This is a genomic window from Desulfovibrio gilichinskyi (assembly GCF_900177375.1).
Classification (GTDB): Bacteria; Desulfobacterota; Desulfovibrionia; order Desulfovibrionales; family Desulfovibrionaceae; genus Maridesulfovibrio; species Maridesulfovibrio gilichinskyi.
On sequence record NZ_FWZU01000001.1, the window covers coordinates 775,709 to 793,122 of the forward strand.

Below are 17,414 nucleotides of genomic sequence, written 5' to 3' on the forward strand. Positions count from 1 at the left end.
GAATCAATTTACCGCGAATGGCACAGCAAACTCAAACCCACATGGGCCAAAGTTACGCTAAGACAATTATTCCAAATTACCTTTGTATCCATTTTTCCTCAAATCTTCTTCAAGGTAGCCTTGCCTTGTCCTGGTGAGTTTTTCGGAGTCAAAATTTCCAGAATCTATCTGTTTTTCATATGCGGTTATGCCTTTGAAAAGCCTTTCCTTAGTTATCGATAAATTGAAGTTTGTCTCAGCTAACCATTCGCTAACATCTTCGACTTCTTGATGCATGGTTGTACCTTTTTTATTTTCTCTACCCTTTGCGGCATGGCCATCAGGAAAGAGAATGCCTGTCTCCGTTACACGGACTATGACAGAATCATTTCCAGTTCCAGTTTGTATGGAACCATCAGGTAACACTCTAAGCTCGTCAATTTTCACGCTATCATCCCCATCTCCAGTATCAATACTACCGTTCAATTCCGTGTTATGAACTATAATGGAATCGTTTCCCTTTCCAGCTCGCATAGTACCACCCTGTAACACTCTAAGCGAACCTATCGTTATGCGATCACTTCCGTCTCCGGCATCAATGCTACCACTCAATTCCGCTTTATCAGATGTGATGAAATCGTCTCCCCTTCCAGTTCTTAGAATCCCATCACTTACGACATCAAGCTTATTTGTATCTATGTAATCATCTCCATCTCCGGTATCAATCGCACCATTGGACGAAACAGTAACACCATACCTTTGTTCACGAGTATTATCATCTGCCCTATCACGATTGGTTGATATACAATCGTTACCCTGACCAGTTGATATAAGCCCATATCCACTAGCGGTTAACGCACGATTAGCGCCCACATGATCATTACCCTGTCCTGTGGAGAGGATACTATCACCGGTCGTAAGCATCCTGTCCCCAGACATAATATTATCGTCTCCTGATCCGGTTTTAACCAAGCTATAACAGTCTATGAGAATGGCCTTGCCGGACATGACAGTATCATTACCATCTGCTGTAGTCAGCGCACTTTTATAGTACACATGCAGAGTGTCACCGACGCTGATAGTATCGTCACCGCTACTTGTGATAACTGCACTAGAATGATTTATACTTAGTTTTTGACCTGCGGAAACATTGTCGTCTCCAGAACCGGTATTAATAAAAGATTTCTCCATATCTAAATCTTTACTGGTGAGGATAGAATCATCACCTTCACCAGTATCAATGACTGCGTTCTCCATACTTAAATCTTTACCGGCATGGATAGAATCATTCCCGGAACCGGTATCTATACTTCCCTTTACGCGAGTCCAACCTGAAGAAAGATAATTACCACTCATGATCACTGATTTCTTTGTACGGATAACATCATCTCCATCACCTGTTCTAATCGTACCACTATCAATACGCATACTGCCGCCTACATCGATGATGTCGTCACCGGAACCGGTATCCATACTTGTTACTTTTACAGTACGTCCTAGCATCTCATCCCAGCTTTTCTTACTATTAAAATCTAAGTCTATTTCAATGTCTTCCTTGTTAGGACCATAGCTGATTTGTGTGCGTCCGCCCTTAATATCTAAATCCCCGCCTACCATAACGATATCATTACCAGAACCAGTGTTAAAAAAAGGACCGCTATCTGAATCAGTTCGATGTAATTCCAATCCGTCTGATATTACTTTTTCACCACGGATTGACAGATTACCATGCACCTGCACGATATCATCTCCTGATCCAGTATCCAGTTTTGAAATTTCTATATCACCACTGCTCAAAATCATATCGTTTCCGCTGCCGGTAGAAACCGATACGCTAAGTATTTTTTTGCCTACCAAAATGACTGTATCATCACCGGCACCACCGGTAATTGCACCCGTGGCTGTTTCCTTTTTCGATGCAGAAGTCTCTGTCGTTCCCTCATACCCAACCTCAAGGGCTGTTTCCCGATAATCTTCACTTAATTCAATTAAAGTATCATTGCCGGAACCGCCGTCTAAGGCTCTCCCATGAAAGCCTATAATAAAATCGTCTCCAGTTGTTTCGTCACCGGAACGGTAGCCTGAAAGAGTAATAACTCCGTCATCGTCCTCATTAATAATGGTGTCCGAAGTCAAAAGATAGAATTGGGAACTTTGTCCGTCACTGCTGCTGATCACCGCTCGGTAGCCGAAAACAGTCCCATTGCCAGATTGAGAACGATCTGCTCCACCTGCTTCATTATACTTCACAACTTCTTCAACGTCGTTTACCTTACTGTTTTGCGATGGTGGACTGCTGTTATTTGCTGAACTCAGAGAGGAAGGAGGAATGACAAATTTTTCAATGGAAACTTGACGTCCAGATTGAAGCGTCATGCTACCTAACGTTTGAATAGAAGCATTTTCCGGAAGTGGTTCATCCATAATTTGTGGGGCTGTGGCTACGACTTCATCTACAAACTCATCTTGACGTTGTGAGTTATATGCATCCACTGCGGCCTGCACGTCTGGTGGAAGCTCTTTACTATACGGGAGTCGTTGTTCAGAGCTATTCATTCTGTCCGAAGCCTGTCTACCTTCGGGAGATATTTCAACTTTGTCATTGGTTGGTGTCTGTTCCGACGTCTTCTTGCGATTGGCAAGGGGCAAGTGACTGTCAGAAATTTTATCTGAACTGAGTTGTGAATATGAATAGGCTGTTTCGGATATTGAGTTCACCAGACACCCCTTATTATTAAAGCTTACGCTAATCATATCGACACGATTATGTTAAATCTTTAGAGGTCATTATAAATTAAAAATAGCACCGCATAATTCCTGATCTTCATCTTGCGCACCCATTTAACCTGTGGTGCCAAGCCACCACCCTCATGCAATAGGTCAACGCATAGGAATATATCAAGAAGTAGAAGATTTGGTTGTCTTTCCGGCGGATAGCTGCCTTTAAAAGAGCAATCATGAGGTTCATATTAATAAAAAAGGGTTTACATCGTATTTGATGTAAACCCTTAATTTAAGTGGTTCTCAGGGCGGAACTGAAACGCCGCACCTGCTTTCTTTATCTTCGAATAGTATCGGCCACGTCGAGCAGTCGCTCTCTCACTGTGAACATATAGCGAGCCATTTTTCCTCGGTGGTCAGCGAACATGGAATCTTCCTTGCCCCGCAAGACAACCATAGGGTTGAAGGTGCAGATCTTGTTCATGGCCATCATAGCCTCTTCAAGGTTCTGAGTTCCACCCTTGTCCACATTGGTAATTTTCTCAGGATACAGTTCTTTCAGCACAGTGATTACATCACGAAGAACCAACGTCATGCCTTGCGCGAAGTACACACGATCATCCAGTTCAGACCACGTCAGAGTCCCTCCAGGTGCGGAGAGCCAACCCAGCGGAACGTCAATAAAGTTTTTGGAAAGGATGAAGGTCAACATATCATAAATCTCGCTGGCCTTGATGTTGACAATAGCACGGGAATCGCCTTTCTTCTTGTTAACCACCTTCATGCTAATCAGCTTATCGGCGTATTTGTGAACGTTAGCCACGCCATCTTCATACGCTGAATTAGAAGATCTCTCGAAGAAACCCCATATCCGAGGACCGTAGGTAAAGTCTCGTTCACGAGCTTCTTGCATCCAAGGATTTTCAGGGTCCATGGAGCCATACTTTGCCATGGTAGTGGAGAAAAACTTCTGCAAAAGAGTTGTCGCTGTAAGAACTCCAAGCTTGCGATTGACCGCATTATCAAAATGAGATTTAGGAGTCACAAACAGATACTGAGGGGTCCACCCATCAGCCAGCTCGGTCTCCAAACGGGACACAATTGCCAACGCAAGTACTCTGCCCTTCAAAGTTTCAAGCTTTTCCTTGTCCGACTCAGAAGCATTTGGATTATTAAAAGCAGGATCAGCCTTAACGGCTACGATCTCCGAACGAACGGAGGGTGATATTTCAGGCCACTCAGTAGTGGAGAACATATAACCAATGCCCGAAACGGCCCACCAAATACCCCACAGTAGCAAGGGAATAAAGAAAGCCAACACCTTGCCACTAGTCGGAACCAACTTATGCAATTTTTGCATAACACTCATAATAACACCTGTTTTTTTTCTTCATTATTTATACAGTCACCTTTTATTTAATCATTCTAACAATCCTGAATTCAACTCGCAAGTGCAACCTCAACAAACTTTGCATAAAGATTAAGTTTTTCGACATTCCATGAGAAGTTAGGCCAGTCTTGATGTTTATGTATCCACATTGCTTTTGCCTTGTCTCGCGGTGAATGTGCGGGTTATTCGCCGCACGGTATGCGATGAATTTAGGTTTTATTTGTTGTGATGGTAATACTTTAGAATTTAAGTAGAATAAAATATCCGGCAAGGCCGTGGTAAAGTAACCGCGCTAGATGCTAAGCTTCACGCGAATCAGAATTCGAGAAATATCGGATCATTCAGGATAGGCTTTTTGTATCAGACTTTGATCGGTTGGTGGGGAATGTTGATAAAGATAAACGATAACTGGTACTCCGCCTGTAATTCTCGCAATTCGACGTGCGCACGCTGGTTGAATTCGCGGGCCGGATTGATCTGGAAGGTATGTATGCAGTATTTCATCTTGCAGTCCTTGCGTATTCATGCAAGGTCATTTTTTGCGACGCATTAAATCGCAATGGCAAGACTACAAGGTTAATTAAAATTTTATATTAAAACTTACAGGAGTACGTACATGACAAAAGCATCTGCACGCCATCTTTTGGTTAGTGATGAACAGACCTGTCTGGACCTGAAAAAACAAATTCAGGACGGCGCAGACTTTGGTGAACTAGCAAAAAAACACTCCAGCTGTCCTTCCGGTCAGCAGGGTGGCGCTCTCGGTGAGTTCCGCCCGGGCCAGATGGTCCCGGAATTTGATACCGTTGTGTTCAATGAAGCCGTTGGCGAAGTTCATGGCCCCGTAAAAACACAGTTCGGTTACCACCTGCTGATCATCGATAGCCGCGAAGACTAAACAACTCTTCACCGCTATAAAAAGAATAAAGCCCAGACTAAGTCGGGGCTTTATTCTTTTTTGAGTTACACACTCTCTTCAGCAAAAATATCCTCTATCCACTCACAGGACATCCCGGTCCCAGCAGCATCTGCAGGAGCAGGGTCACTTTGATGGCGTTCCTGTCACCAACCTCCGCAGGCCGCTAGTCTGCAACGGTAACCGCGCTAGATGCCAAGCTTCACGCGGAATCTGAATTCGAGAAATATCGCATCATTCAGGATAGGCTTTTTATATCTGATTTTGATCGGTTAGTGAGTGTTGTAGATAAAGAGAATCGATAGCTAGTACTACGCGAGCCTCCCTATAAACCTTATATCAATCTGGAGAGTATCTTGTTTGTGATTCGTCCATCTGCTGAAAATGATTTTGTATTTCTCTGCCAACTTAGGAAGCTAGCTTTATTCGAAGCAGTAGAAAACGTGTTTGGCTGGAACGAAACAATCCAAAATGAAATATGCCGCCGAGAATGGGAAGAGGCTCGGCCAGATATTATTGAAATCAACGGCCAAAAAGCTGGCTCATACTTGGTCCAAATCAATTCGGATCATATATATTTGGGACGTTTCTACCTTCTTCCTAAGTTTCAAGGGCAAGGCATCGGCAGCAAAATTTTAAACGACGTATTGGCTCTCTCCGAACGTGAGAATCTACCAATAAAGCTCTGTTACCTCCAAGGGAATCGAGTTGGAAGCTTGTATACGCGGCTTGGCTTCAAAATCATCTCTGAAGACACAGAATTTGTTCATATGATTAGGCCGTTAACAACAAAGTAGTAACAAAACAGGTATCCAAAATGAGTACACCTATTGGGGACACTTCTGGCGAGCTGAATCTACGTCCATCTGGAATTAAAAATTTCTTAAATCGGCACTCTGTTTACTTAGGTCTTAACTCCCAATAGACAACAGTACCGCCAGTCTATACCCCCTTCTTTTTCTCAATCCACTTGTCCACCTGCGGCGGATCAAAGGACCCCAGTTTTTTTATTTTTGCAGAGACGGCAACGCCCTGCTTATGGCGAACGTCTGCCAGCTTAGCATATTAGCCTTTCGGCTTTCCACGAAAAAATTGGCCAGTCCTAATGTTCGTGTATCCGCATTGGTTTTGCCCTTGTTTGCGGTGATGGGGTTGTTATTCGCCGCCGGTTTTGCGGTTATTTAGGGGGAATTTGGAGCAATGGCAATTGGTTTTGGATGTACTTCGATTGACATCCTGTAGCGCATAATCAAAATTATGCCGAAAAAATAATATGTAAGCTTGCACCCCCTATTATTTTTCCCGATTCTTGTGGAATATCAGGATTAGGTCGTGGATCGCATGAAAAAAGCAAATAAGCAAAAAAATAGCAACGACGTATTAGCTATATTAATTTATAGCTGACCTATTCATAATTATTTTCAATAAAATCAGTAAGGACTCTTTTAACTACTGGAACAGACACACCATTTCCCATTTGTTTATAGACAGCATTATCGTTATTTATCAATTTATAACTATCTGGATACCCCTGAAGTCTTGCACATTCACGCGGTGTAATCCTTCGCGGCATATTATTTTGAACAACTCCAAGCCTGTTCGCATCTGATGCCGTGAGTGTAATTGAAATACCATCTGGGTCCAAAAACTTAAAAACTTCAAAGGACATATTTCCACACACAGGATTAAATTTTCTCTCATTACAACTTAAATACCCCTTACTTAACAAAGACGAAGTTACTTCTTCAAAATTATTAGCGTGATAGAAAGTTTCAATCTGTTCCCGTGTTAAACTTTTACCATCTTGATGAATTCCAAAAATTTTTTTTCTGCGATTGGCTATAAGCAAATTCATAAATTCTACTTCATTCGAAGTGCAATCTCCTTTAACACCTAACTCCCATGAATGAATTGATTTACCACCTCTATAATCAATTAATCTATAACCGTTTAATTGTGACAGGTCATTTCCAACAACTTTTCTGAGTCTTAAAACAAAGTCCTTTGAACATTGGTATTTCTTATCAGGGTTTACCTCAAGAATATCTTTTACAACTTTAGGCGTTCTGCTAGCGGTAACCGATATTGTACTTGTATCAAAGAGGGATAATTGTTTATTAACCGTATTTAATTTAAATTTATGAGTATCAGCTGCACCAAGATTGCTATTTAGTGTTAATTTAATACTTTTTTCTAATACTCCAAGAATATAAATTCGCACTCTATTCTGTGGGACATCAAAGTTACTAGTGTTCAACAACAAATAATCAACTGAGTATCCAAGATCTTCAAGCTTTGTTTTTATAGTATCATATGTTCGCCCCTTATCGTGAGTAATTAAACCTCTAACATTTTCAAGAAGAAAATATTTTGGTCTTTTATCATTCAAAATCCTTTCGACCTCAAAAAAAAGAGTACCTCGCGTATCTCCAAAGCCTTTTCGCTTACCAGCATATGAAAAAGATTGACACGGAAACCCTGCTAACAAGAAATTGAAATCAGGTAATGAATCAATCATCCGAATATCAGAATAAGGATCAACTCCAAAATTCAAATCATAAGATAGGCATGCATTTTTATCTATCTCAGAACTAAAAACGCATTTAGTTTTAACACCAAGATTTTCGCAGGCTTGCTCAAGGCTAAGCCTGATCCCCCCTGTACCTGCAAACAAATCAATAAATTTAATCAATATTTTCCCCTATCCACTGCGATAAAAATTCAAATTCTTTTTCTGTATACGCGATTGTACAATCACTATTTGCACAAATTGTAGAAACAGCAGATCTCCTTTGAAAATTACCAGCTCCATCTAAAATATAAGCTATTTTATATCCATTTTCGTGCATAAGATTTATACGATCTGCAGCCTGTCCTGCTTTACGCTCGATAGTGCTATTAGTCGTAACTTGAAAACTGACCTCTATACCTATTTTACTGCCGGTCTTCTCTACAACAATATCAAAAGGCATCCCACCATCTTTATCATACCCTTTAAGTTGTATGGTTCCGTTACTTGTAACGTTGAAATCTTTACTTAATGAATCAGACAGATACTTATACACTTCTTTTTGAGCTAATTGTCCTAAGGAGTTTGCCGTAGCTCCGCCAGTAATACGACTAACATTTATATATCGTTCTTTTATATATTTCTTAAGAATTTCATTTTTACCAAGTAAAGTTCCAATTTCACATGCAATAAGTCCAGCTTCATCACTAACCGTCGATGTAGAACCAAACATTAGAAGCACGATCATATCTTCATACAACTTATTCAGTATTTTTTTTTCAAGCAAACCTTTACCGTCAATAAATAACTTCGTATTATTTAAGCCTTTTATTGGCAGAGCTTGAAAAATATACTCATAAGTATTCGACTCCCAAGTGAATGTAATAAAGTATTTACCCTTATTTTGTTTAAATATCTGAGAAAATGAACGCCCTAATCTTTGAATAGGTTCACCGCCATAATCAGCAAGCACAGAGAGATGTTTTAAGAATAAATTGGCCGGAAACTTTGAAGCTTTGAGCAGTTCAAAAACTTGATAAGGATTACTCTTTGAAAGTGCAATAATATTCAAAAAATCATCTTGAGTCTCTAACAGTTTCGGAATCACACTTACTTTTGCATTTGCTACATTTAAGTGTTCAGGCCACCACAAAACAGCATTTTTTTCGATATCTTCAATAGCTCTATTAGCTTCTTGCATCATAGCTCCTTTTCATTTTAATATTATTTTTTTGCCTTCCATAATAAATATCTCGAGCTATGACAATTTTATTAAAAAGCAGATATTATTTAAAAAATACAAAACTATTTAAATCTTTTTTATGTTTATGCATTAAATGAGTACAACCACGAGTATCCCAATTTTAACAAAAAATTAAAATATACTATCCCGAAAGTTTACATCATCAATTCGATAGCCTCCGCCTGCACCAAATTTCTAAAGCCCCATTTAAAAAGCCTCGTTTCCAACTGGAAACGAGGCTTTATTTTTAGTTTCAACCATAAATTGATCAGTGAATATTCCGAGCCCATGGCTTTTACTTTTCTTAAATTTCAAACTTATCGAACCAAAACTTCCACCCGCCTATTTTTAGGCTGACTCTGCCCATCGGGAGTTGGGATAAGCGGATTTTCTTCACCATGTGAAACAATTTGAATTTGATCGTCCGGGATACCTTCTTTCTTCAACATCTTTCCAATTTTCTGAGCCCGCCTAAGTGAAAGTCCATAATTGTAACGCTTATCTCCAACAGCATCAGTGTGTCCTATTACGGAAACATCAGTTGATAAGCGATCCCTATATGCTTTCATAATTTCAGGCAGCAGTTTTATTGACTCTGGTTTCATTTTTATTGAATCATGATAAAAATAGAGCAAAAATCTTTCTGTACGTTCCGGCTGAGCTGCTAACGCACCGGAAAAAACTTTCTGAACTTCACTTTCAGGCATGACATAAACTTCAGGTTTAGTCCCCACAGCTTGAAGCGCCTTGTTCAGTGTCACGGTCTGCCCTTCGTGCATGGTGACATCAACTTGCCCGACATGCCCGTCAAGATCCGGCAGAAGAACAACGGTCTGCCCACAGCCAGCTAGAAACAGCATGCAAATTAATATAAGTATATTTTTTTTCATTAGTATCTCCTAATCAACCTTCACAAGAAACCGAGTTCCTCGAATACCTATAGTAGCAAGCGGTGTTTCCACACTCATTCTTTCAGGCGCGATTTTAGACATCTGTCCCGTTATAAACTGAGCTGTGCCCTTTCCTACATGTGCAAGAAAAGCCATTGCGTCATCAGCTGGATTAAAAACAAATTCATCTATGCGCACCTCAGACTTCGGGCCCATAGATAACATTGTGTCATCGCGGAAAATAATACCGACCGAGGAACCTGACGAGGTGACCAGAGTATCTCCTTGATACAAATGATCACCTACTGAAACAGGAGTGCGCATGTCTTTGCGAATTAAAAACGTTTCACCGGAAACTGTTTTCACAGATCCTATAAAATCTACAGGAGTTGCAGTAGGCCCATCAGTGACAGTTCCTGCAATTGTCAGCGAAGCAGATATTAAAATCAGACACGCAGAAAAAATGAATATTTGAAAAATTCTATTAATTATCATCATACCTCCATAGCTCATCGGTCCGTCCATTGACATAGTATGATTTCTACAACTGCGGCAGGATCTAGTGCCCACCGCATACATGATCACTTTGCGCCCATCCGTCCATATACCATGCAAACGCACCATGTATCTGCAACCCGTGGTACCGTATATACTCAAGCTGTTCAGCCGAGTAATTGTGCCCGTCTAAAGGCTTGATTGCCATGACCTCTGTAGGGCCGTATGAAGTTGACGAGGAGTCAGCAACAAAGACCGGCTTACCGCAAGAACCTGAAGGATGTTTAATAGTCAATTTACCTGATCCGATACCATCAGCCATGCAAGGCACTTCTATGTCTATCACTAAATCCATTTAAAACTCCTTAAATTTGTACGATAAAGTTAATGCAAAGGATTAAGAAAAAATTCTACGTAAAATTTATTCTGGATCAATTAACCGGTAACGCAACAGTTGCCTACGCAGCTCATTTAAACGAACAGGCTTGGTAAGATACGTATCTGCCCCGCATTCATAAACAGCCTTGTGCATGATCTTCTCGTCATCAATACCACTGGCAATAAATATTTTTGATTCACCGGCAAAAGATGATATGTTTTTACTATCTTCGATCTGACGGATGGCCTTGCAGGCCTGCAGTCCGTCAACAATGGGCATCATAATATCCATGATGATCAAATCAAAATGGGGCACATTACCGAGAAAGCTCTCCGTCACGGCTTGAATAGCCTCCACCCCGTCTTTGGCAACATAGCAGGGCATAAATTTAGAAATATAGGTCGTAAAAATCTTGCGGACAGCAAAATCATCATCAACCACCAAAGCCGTAAGATTTTCCCTGATTTCACCAGAATGCTGGCCGGAGATGATCCCAAAAGAATTCACACACGAATAAACTCCGGCAGCAGTATTTTCCTGCACAGAGTCGATGTTTGCAACAACTGCTTCAGTCCCGTGTGCATCCGATCCCGGAACAGGAGTTGCTACCGGATCATGTTTATCTTTGCTTTCAGCCAGCACAGTTTGCCCGACAAAATTCTTGATAAGATCATAACCACTGCTGTAGTTTATTTCATCAGAACCGCTTTTAATTATCTTTTCAAAAGCATCTTCAATTAAATCAAAGCTTTTGAGCAAGACATTTATCGCCGCTTTATCTATTTCACGGTCCCCAGAACGAATATCTGAACAAGCATCTTCCACTTTGTGCACAAATTCTGAAAGATTCAGTAGGCCGAACATGGAGGCATTACCCTTTACACTATGCAGAGCCCTAAAAATACGGTCTACAGATTCTTGATCACGCTTCGTCTCAAGATTAAGCACATCCTGCACAGCAAATTCCATGGAATCACGGCATTCAGACACAAATTCACTCAAAAACTCGTCAATATCAAATTCGTCACTACTCATTTATTATTCCCAATTCAGTCAATTTATTCAGCACGCTTTCCACTCTAAACGGTTTTACAATATAATCAGTGGCTTGACTATTCTTAAACGCTTCAAATACTGTTTTCACATCTGAAAGGGCTGTAGTCATAATAATGATCGCCTCATTAGAAGGAAGCACCCCCTGCTCTTTTTCCAGTGCTCTGATCTCTCTAGCGGCATCAAGTCCATTTTTTAGCGGCATCATGATATCCATAAAAATCAGATTATAAGGATTACCTTCTTTCAGAGACTCAGTGAAAACATCCAAAGCCTCTTGCCCATTCACGGCAATATCCACTTCCCCAAACTTTCTCGCGAGGAACTGTAAAAAATTCCTTGAAGCAAAGTCGTCTTCTGCAATCAATATCTTCATTCCCTATCTCCCGACCATTCGATTATGGACAAGTGGCCTTACTAATACTATGGCATAACACCAGTTATAAACTTTATACCTAACAATATGAATCGATACAATCATGGATAATATAAATATCTTAATTGTTTTATAGCTGCTTGTTAATACCTATATCAGCTTCGTCCACAATTAATATACAACTCTCGACTAACGTTTGATTTATTACAACCTATAATTTGAGAATTTTTTGAAGAAGGCTGCCACGGTAATTATTCACGAAAATAGAATAATAGTTAAAACTGTAAACTTCATGTTTTTATACTAAACTAATTTTATTTGTTTTTATTTTTACATATTGCTAAAATAAAGATAACATTTTTATGTTGAAGCTCGGCTATGGCGTTCAACTTTCATTTAGTATCGGTTTTAATATTTTTCCTGCCTATCTAATTAAACCCTTAGGATTTTGTTGACTATGAAATATGCAGATTTGAGTAAGGATGAGCTCATTAAGAGGCTTGAGGATGCCTATTCTTCAATGCAGATGATTATGGACAACATCCCTTCTATCGTAGGCATTATTAATGAAAAAGGGCAAATCGAAAGGATTAACAATTCATGGAAAAACTTCATTTCCGAGCATTATCCTAAAATTACAAATGCCGGTATTGGGTTTGATCTGTATGATTTCTGCAAAACAGGTTTTGCAAACGAACTGGTTAAAAATAAACAGGCCCTTGCGGAATTGCATGATGTCCTTGAAGGGAGAAATGAAACTTTCAAGTTGGAATGCCCGTTTTACGCAAACGGCAAAAAAAAATGGTTCCAGATGCGAGCCGGACGTTATCAATGTAAAGACGGCCCTAAATTTGTTATCTCTTTTGACGACATAAGCGAAATCAAGAATTCACAGATCATGATGGCTGAAGAGCGTGACCATTTTAATGAAATTCTTTCCGCACTGGGTACTGGATTAAGGATCATTGAACCGGACATGCGCATAGGCTGGGTCAATGCCACTACACGCGAAATGTTTCCAGGTCCTGAGTTGGTAGGACAAAAATGCTTTGAAGTTTTTGATAGGGGAACAGGATTTTGCAATAACTGCGCTACAAAAAGAAGCTTTGAGCATAAATGTTCTTCAACAACAGAACATTTTCACCCCATTCAAAAAAAATGGTTTTCCATTTATACAGTTCCGATCATGGATGAGAATGGAAAAGTTGCAAGAGTTCTTGAAAGTGTTACCGATATATCCAATCAGAAAAAAACCGAACTGCACCTGAAGCAAAGCGAATACAGGTATCGGTCGCTGTTCAAAAATAATTCGGTCATGATGTATCTGATCAACCCTGTGGACGGCAAGCTGATCGATGTGAATATGGAAGCAGAACGTTTTTACGGATGGTCACGTACCCAGATGCAGAAAATGTCAATATATGACATCAACACCTTGCCCCGCGAAAAGGTAGAAACTGAGATTACGGAGATCCTGCGACTTAAGAAAAATACATTTTATTTTCAGCATCGCGATGCTTCAGGGAAAATTCACGACGTCGAGGTCCACAGCGGCCCCATAATCATAGACGGCCGTAAAATAATCCATTCCAGTATTATTGATGTTACCGACCGCAAAAAAAATGAGCTTGAACTGCTGCGTCTGAGAAGATCGGTGGAAAACAGTTTCGCAGCAGTTGTTATTACCGACATCGGCGGTAACCTTGTCTATGTCAACCCTGCTTTCTCCAAGGTTACAGGATACTCTCGGGAAGAAACCCTCGGCAAGAATCTCCGTGTACTAAAATCAGGTGTCCATACGGCAGAATTTTACAAAGAAATGTGGCAGACTATCATGCAGGGTAAGACATGGAGGGGCGAAATCTGTAACCGCAAAAAGGACGGAACCCTTTTTTGGGAACAAGCCACTATCTCTCCGGTTACTGATGATAAAGGGCAATTGACCAACTACGTTGGAGTAAAAGATGACATTACTGAGCGCAAAGAGCTTGAGAGGCTCAAAGAGGATGTCGAACGCATAATGCACCACGATTTGAAAAATCCGTTGAATGGAATTATCGGCCTGCCGGAAATTCTGATTATGGATGGTGACCTGACTCCTGAACAGAACAACATTCTGGAAATAATTAAAAATTCTGGCGAACGGATGCTGCGCATGATTGATTCTTCTCTCAATCTTTTTAAAATGGAAAATAAAACATACAACTATTCTCCTCAAATTGTTGATTTAATTAATGTGCTTGAGGAGTTATTAAAAGATATGGAATCAAGATGCTCTGCAAAAGATATTAAAATTGTGCTGAAAGGAAATATTACGGAACCCTTTAATGTCCTGGCTGAGTATGATCTATTATATGTAATGCTTTCGAATATTCTTATTAATGCTGTTGAGGCATCACCTGCAGGGGAACAACTCGTGGTAGAGCTGCCTTTTAAGCCCGAACGGACTATGAAAATAGCAAATAAGGGAGTAGTGCCGCAGCAGGTTCGAAATTATTTTTTTGAAAAATACAAAACTCATGGGAAAAAAGGTGGCACTGGTATCGGAACTTATTCGAGCAAGCTTATTGCCGATACAATGAATTTAAGTCTGACCATGCACACTTCAGATGAAGAGAATATGACAATTATTGGAGTTGGATTCGTCCTTCCTGATAATAAGGAGGAAAAATGAGTGAACGAAAATTCAGAATTCTTGTTGTAGATGACGAGCCTCACAACAGGACCTTGCTAAGGCTGTCCCTTCAAAACCTTGGATATGAGATTGTTGAAGCCGAAAATGCATTAAAAGCGTTTGAAGTTTTGAACCGCGATGTTGATTTAGTTTTGACGGATGTGATGATGCCTGAAATCGACGGATTTGAAATGGTCAGAAGGATTCGGGCCAATAGTGAAACTTCCGACATTCCTGTAATTATGGTTACAACACTCTCTAAAAAACAGGATCGCATAACCGCCATTGAAGCGGGCGCCAACGATTTTATATGCAAACCAGTGGATATCCTTGAGCTTAAAGTTCGGGTAAAATCCATGATCAAGCAAAAAGAGCAGCAGGATGAAATCAAGAATTTTGCGTCCGAACTCAACCACATGATCGAAGACAAGACCGCACAACTGAGGAAGGCCATTGTTGAGCTTGACCATGCACACAAAGAATCAATCCTCCACTTATGCAATGCAGCTGAATACAAAGATGAGGAGACTGCCGCGCACATTTTGCGCATGAGTAACTATTCGGCGTTGTTAGCCCATGAGTTGAAACTTGACAGAGAAGAAGTGGAGCTTATTCGCATCAGCAGCCCCATGCATGATGTAGGTAAAATAGGTATCCCGGACAGTATTTTATTGAAACCAGGCCCTCTTGATTCCAACGAATGGAACATAATGAAAACTCACCCGGTTATCGGAGCAAAAATCCTTGGGAGAAGCAACTCGAAATATGTAAATATGGGAGCTATTATTGCTGAATCTCATCATGAAAAGTGGGACGGATCCGGGTATCCGCATGGGCTGAGCGGCGAAAACATTCCTCTGCCCGGACGAATATGCGCTATTGCTGATGTCTTTGACGCCTTGACGAGTAAACGTCCTTATAAAGAAGCATTTTCAACTGAAGTGGCTTTGCCGATAATGCAGGAGGGAAAAGGAGTTCATTTTGATCCGCATATTCTGGGCGTTTTTTTCGATAATTTGGATAAAATTATCGAAATTAAAACAAAATATTCCGACCTCTGATCATTTTAGGCAGATCAATGAATCAAACTCCGCCTCCGCTATAATTTGGAACTTGGATACTGCGACATATCTAAGGTAATTATTCAGCAAAGATGTTCGGCTGTTACTATTGCTTCTCTTGCATTTTTAGAAAATCCATCCGCTCCAACTACAATGCTCAAGCTTGGATTAAGATTGAAAGCGAGCCCGCCGACTAATACTTTAGGAGGCGGATAAGAATCTATCATTTTTATCATGCTTATTACTTCTTTGCACTCAGGAACTCCAAAATACATGGAGGAGGAAAGACAAACTATTTCTGGCTGTTCTTTTTTTATGGTTTCGATCAAACTTTCGGACGGAGTAATTGCTCCAAGAAAATAAGTGTTCCAGCCTGCAAATTCAAAAAAATCACTGACCATGCGCATACCCAGTTCGTGGAGTTCGCTACCTAGACAGCAACCAACCATTTTCTTCCTGTGTTTGCCGGAATCAAGACCGAGAGGAAAGAGCATGGCCAGAAGCATTTGAGTTGCCGCGGTACAGTAGTGTTCAACAGCGACATTAACCTCATTCATCTGCCATTTTTTGCCGATTTTATACATGGCCGGCTGAAGTATTTTTAAGTATACATCTTCAAGCTGAATACCTGCGCTAACTGCTTTCATTATTAATTCAATAGCTTCCGCCCGTTTTCCGTGTAAAAGTAAATCTACGTATACGTCGGAAAATTGTTTTAGCTTCTTGTTTTTAGTTTCACCGTCCTGTGCAGGGCCAATGTTTTCTTCAACCTGTTCGAAAAAGGATTTTTCAGCTAAACTGAGTTCAACCATCTTGTCATAGTATGACATCAGCCAATCATAGAGTGGTTCAATTTGCTTAAAGTCACAGGTCGGAATTTCTTTTTTAAGAAGCGTGAGCGATAACGGCAACATAACCTTCCAGTATTCATACGGAAAGCCATGATTGCTATCTATCCTGAACATCCACTTAAAAATTTCGACAAATGAAAATGGATCAAATAATTCTATAAATGATTTTATATATTGAAAATGCCGTACACAATTAATTTCGAGCATCACGGAAGATTGCTGTTGGAGAGGTTTTGCAATGTGCGAGTTGCTAATACTTGATATAAGGTTGTGCGCCAGATATTCGCACTTTCCGTTTAGAGACTTAGCAGCAAGCCTGTTAAGGTTTGGAAGTTGTTGCAGTGATTTAATAAGTTGATTCTGGATCAATTTAAATCTCCAAGTTAATGCATTAGATGACAAGTCTCACGCCCAATCAGAATTCGAGAAAAACTTCATCATTCAGGGTAGTTTTTTTGTATTTAAAAACTAAGGCTTAATCCCATTCCAACACCCATTCCTTTTTTCTTCTCTTCAGGTGGAATCCTGCCGTTGATTTTAGTAGAACTGTCTTCAGGTCCGGAAATGTACCCGGCACTACCCTCTTTTGATATTTTAAAATCATTATACGGTTTAAATTGTTTATCAATATCATTTTTCATCAGCGACTTTTCTTGATCAGTATTTTCGTTAACGATTAAATCCTTTCCCAGGCTGATTTCCGCCGCCTGAACTTGAAATGCTATTATTAAAATCAACAAGGCTGTTATTAAAATAATGTTTTTTTTAAACATCTGATAACCATTCTTTTTTTACGTTGGCAGGAATTATCTTCATCTCTTCGTCAGCTATTAATACAAGAAAGCTAATGTATTAATCCAGAATATATATAAATTTA

The 17,414-nt window shown here is 40.1% G+C and carries 15 protein-coding genes; 4 read left to right on the forward strand and 11 right to left on the reverse strand.

Annotated elements, in window-relative coordinates; all coding sequences use genetic code 11:
• Nucleotides 1-66: 66 nt before the first annotated feature.
• Nucleotides 67-2,697, reverse strand: coding sequence for a hypothetical protein (locus tag B9N78_RS03675; RefSeq protein WP_085098457.1), 2,631 nt, complete (start codon nucleotides 2,695-2,697; stop codon nucleotides 67-69).
• A 340-nt stretch (nucleotides 2,698-3,037) separates the two neighbouring features.
• Complete coding sequence (locus B9N78_RS03680; protein ID WP_137982478.1) at nucleotides 3,038-3,955, reverse strand: hypothetical protein; 918 nt, start codon at nucleotides 3,953-3,955, stop codon at nucleotides 3,038-3,040.
• 751 nt (nucleotides 3,956-4,706) lie between these two features.
• Here B9N78_RS03680 and B9N78_RS03685 point away from each other — a divergent pair.
• Together B9N78_RS03685 and B9N78_RS03690 are read left to right on the forward strand one after the other, a co-directional pair.
• Nucleotides 4,707-4,988 carry a peptidylprolyl isomerase gene (locus B9N78_RS03685; protein ID WP_085098464.1) on the forward strand — a complete coding sequence of 94 codons (282 nt, stop codon included), beginning with the start codon at nucleotides 4,707-4,709 and terminating at the stop codon, nucleotides 4,986-4,988.
• 380 nt (nucleotides 4,989-5,368) lie between these two features.
• Entirely contained in the window at nucleotides 5,369-5,803 is a 435-nt protein-coding gene (locus tag B9N78_RS03690; RefSeq protein ID WP_245805464.1) for a GNAT family N-acetyltransferase, read from the forward strand.
• 608 nt (nucleotides 5,804-6,411) lie between these two features.
• Here B9N78_RS03690 and dcm read toward each other — a convergent pair.
• The 7 genes from dcm to B9N78_RS03725 form a co-directional block, all read right to left on the reverse strand.
• Entirely contained in the window at nucleotides 6,412-7,698 is a 1,287-nt protein-coding gene (dcm, locus tag B9N78_RS03695) for a DNA (cytosine-5-)-methyltransferase (RefSeq protein ID WP_085098470.1), read from the reverse strand.
• Complete coding sequence (locus B9N78_RS03700; RefSeq protein ID WP_085098473.1) at nucleotides 7,691-8,716, reverse strand: restriction endonuclease; 1,026 nt, start codon at nucleotides 8,714-8,716, stop codon at nucleotides 7,691-7,693. Before B9N78_RS03700 ends, dcm begins: the two co-directional genes overlap by 8 nt.
• A gap of 359 nt (nucleotides 8,717-9,075) precedes the next feature.
• Nucleotides 9,076-9,648, reverse strand: a complete 573-nt coding sequence (locus tag B9N78_RS03705) for an OmpA family protein (protein ID WP_085098476.1) — start codon at nucleotides 9,646-9,648, stop codon at nucleotides 9,076-9,078.
• A gap of 9 nt (nucleotides 9,649-9,657) precedes the next feature.
• Entirely contained in the window at nucleotides 9,658-10,143 is a 486-nt protein-coding gene (locus B9N78_RS03710) for a FecR family protein (protein WP_170921366.1), read from the reverse strand.
• A gap of 64 nt (nucleotides 10,144-10,207) precedes the next feature.
• Nucleotides 10,208-10,498 carry a hypothetical protein gene (locus tag B9N78_RS03715; protein ID WP_085098482.1) on the reverse strand — a complete coding sequence of 97 codons (291 nt, stop codon included), beginning with the start codon at nucleotides 10,496-10,498 and terminating at the stop codon, nucleotides 10,208-10,210.
• 66 nt (nucleotides 10,499-10,564) lie between these two features.
• Nucleotides 10,565-11,557 (reverse strand): ATP-binding response regulator, encoded by a 993-nt coding sequence (locus B9N78_RS03720; RefSeq protein ID WP_085098486.1) that lies wholly within the window; start codon nucleotides 11,555-11,557, stop codon nucleotides 10,565-10,567.
• Nucleotides 11,550-11,951, reverse strand: a complete 402-nt coding sequence (locus B9N78_RS03725; RefSeq protein WP_085098489.1) for a response regulator — start codon at nucleotides 11,949-11,951, stop codon at nucleotides 11,550-11,552. Before B9N78_RS03725 ends, B9N78_RS03720 begins: the two co-directional genes overlap by 8 nt.
• 457 nt (nucleotides 11,952-12,408) lie before the next feature.
• On the opposite strand from B9N78_RS03725, the gene B9N78_RS03730 reads away from it, so the two are divergent.
• On the forward strand, nucleotides 12,409-14,625 hold the full coding sequence (locus B9N78_RS03730; protein ID WP_085098492.1) for a PAS domain-containing sensor histidine kinase: 2,217 nt from the start codon (nucleotides 12,409-12,411) through the stop codon (nucleotides 14,623-14,625).
• On the forward strand, nucleotides 14,622-15,686 hold the full coding sequence (locus B9N78_RS03735; RefSeq protein WP_085098495.1) for an HD-GYP domain-containing protein: 1,065 nt from the start codon (nucleotides 14,622-14,624) through the stop codon (nucleotides 15,684-15,686). Before B9N78_RS03730 ends, B9N78_RS03735 begins: the two co-directional genes overlap by 4 nt.
• Nucleotides 15,687-15,769: 83 nt before the next feature.
• Here B9N78_RS03735 and B9N78_RS03740 read toward each other — a convergent pair whose 3' ends face one another.
• Both B9N78_RS03740 and B9N78_RS03745 read right to left on the reverse strand, forming a co-directional pair.
• Entirely contained in the window at nucleotides 15,770-16,906 is a 1,137-nt protein-coding gene (locus B9N78_RS03740; protein WP_085098497.1) for a cobalamin B12-binding domain-containing protein, read from the reverse strand.
• A gap of 92 nt (nucleotides 16,907-16,998) precedes the next feature.
• Nucleotides 16,999-17,310: a hypothetical protein gene (locus B9N78_RS03745; RefSeq protein ID WP_085098500.1), complete on the reverse strand. Its 312-nt coding sequence runs from the start codon at nucleotides 17,308-17,310 to the stop codon at nucleotides 16,999-17,001.
• Nucleotides 17,311-17,414: the final 104 nt, after the last annotated feature.